Origin of the sequence: Calothrix sp. CCY 0018, assembly GCF_963920925.1 — a bacterium.
Classification (GTDB): domain Bacteria; phylum Cyanobacteriota; class Cyanobacteriia; order Cyanobacteriales; family Nostocaceae; genus Rivularia.
The window spans coordinates 1-281 of record NZ_CAWUDI010000139.1; the positions used below are offsets into that span (position 1 = coordinate 1).

Annotated in this window: 1 protein-coding gene; it reads left to right on the forward strand. The window is 62.3% G+C overall.

Annotated features, from left to right (window positions below):
* A partial coding sequence (locus tag ACM03V_RS34500) for an MFS transporter (protein WP_414625316.1) occupies nt 1–281 on the forward strand: 281 nt, incomplete at both ends.

A 281-nucleotide genomic window follows, 5' to 3' on the forward strand; every position in this document is an offset into this window, starting at 1 on the left:
TATGCGACGCAGGTGGGGCTTAGCCTGACGTCCATCGGCCTGATCTTCATGGGCGCGCGGATTTTCGATGTGGTCATCGATCCGTTCATGGGAATGTTGACCGACAATACGCGCAGCCGATTTGGCCGCCGTCGTCCATGGATCGTGCTGTCTGCGCCCCTGCTGATGCTGTCGGGGTGGGCGCTGTTCTTCCCGCCAGAGACGGCGACGGCCCTGTGGCTGATTGCGGCCCTGTTCGCCGTGACCCTGGCCAACACGATCCTGAGCATCACCCATATCGC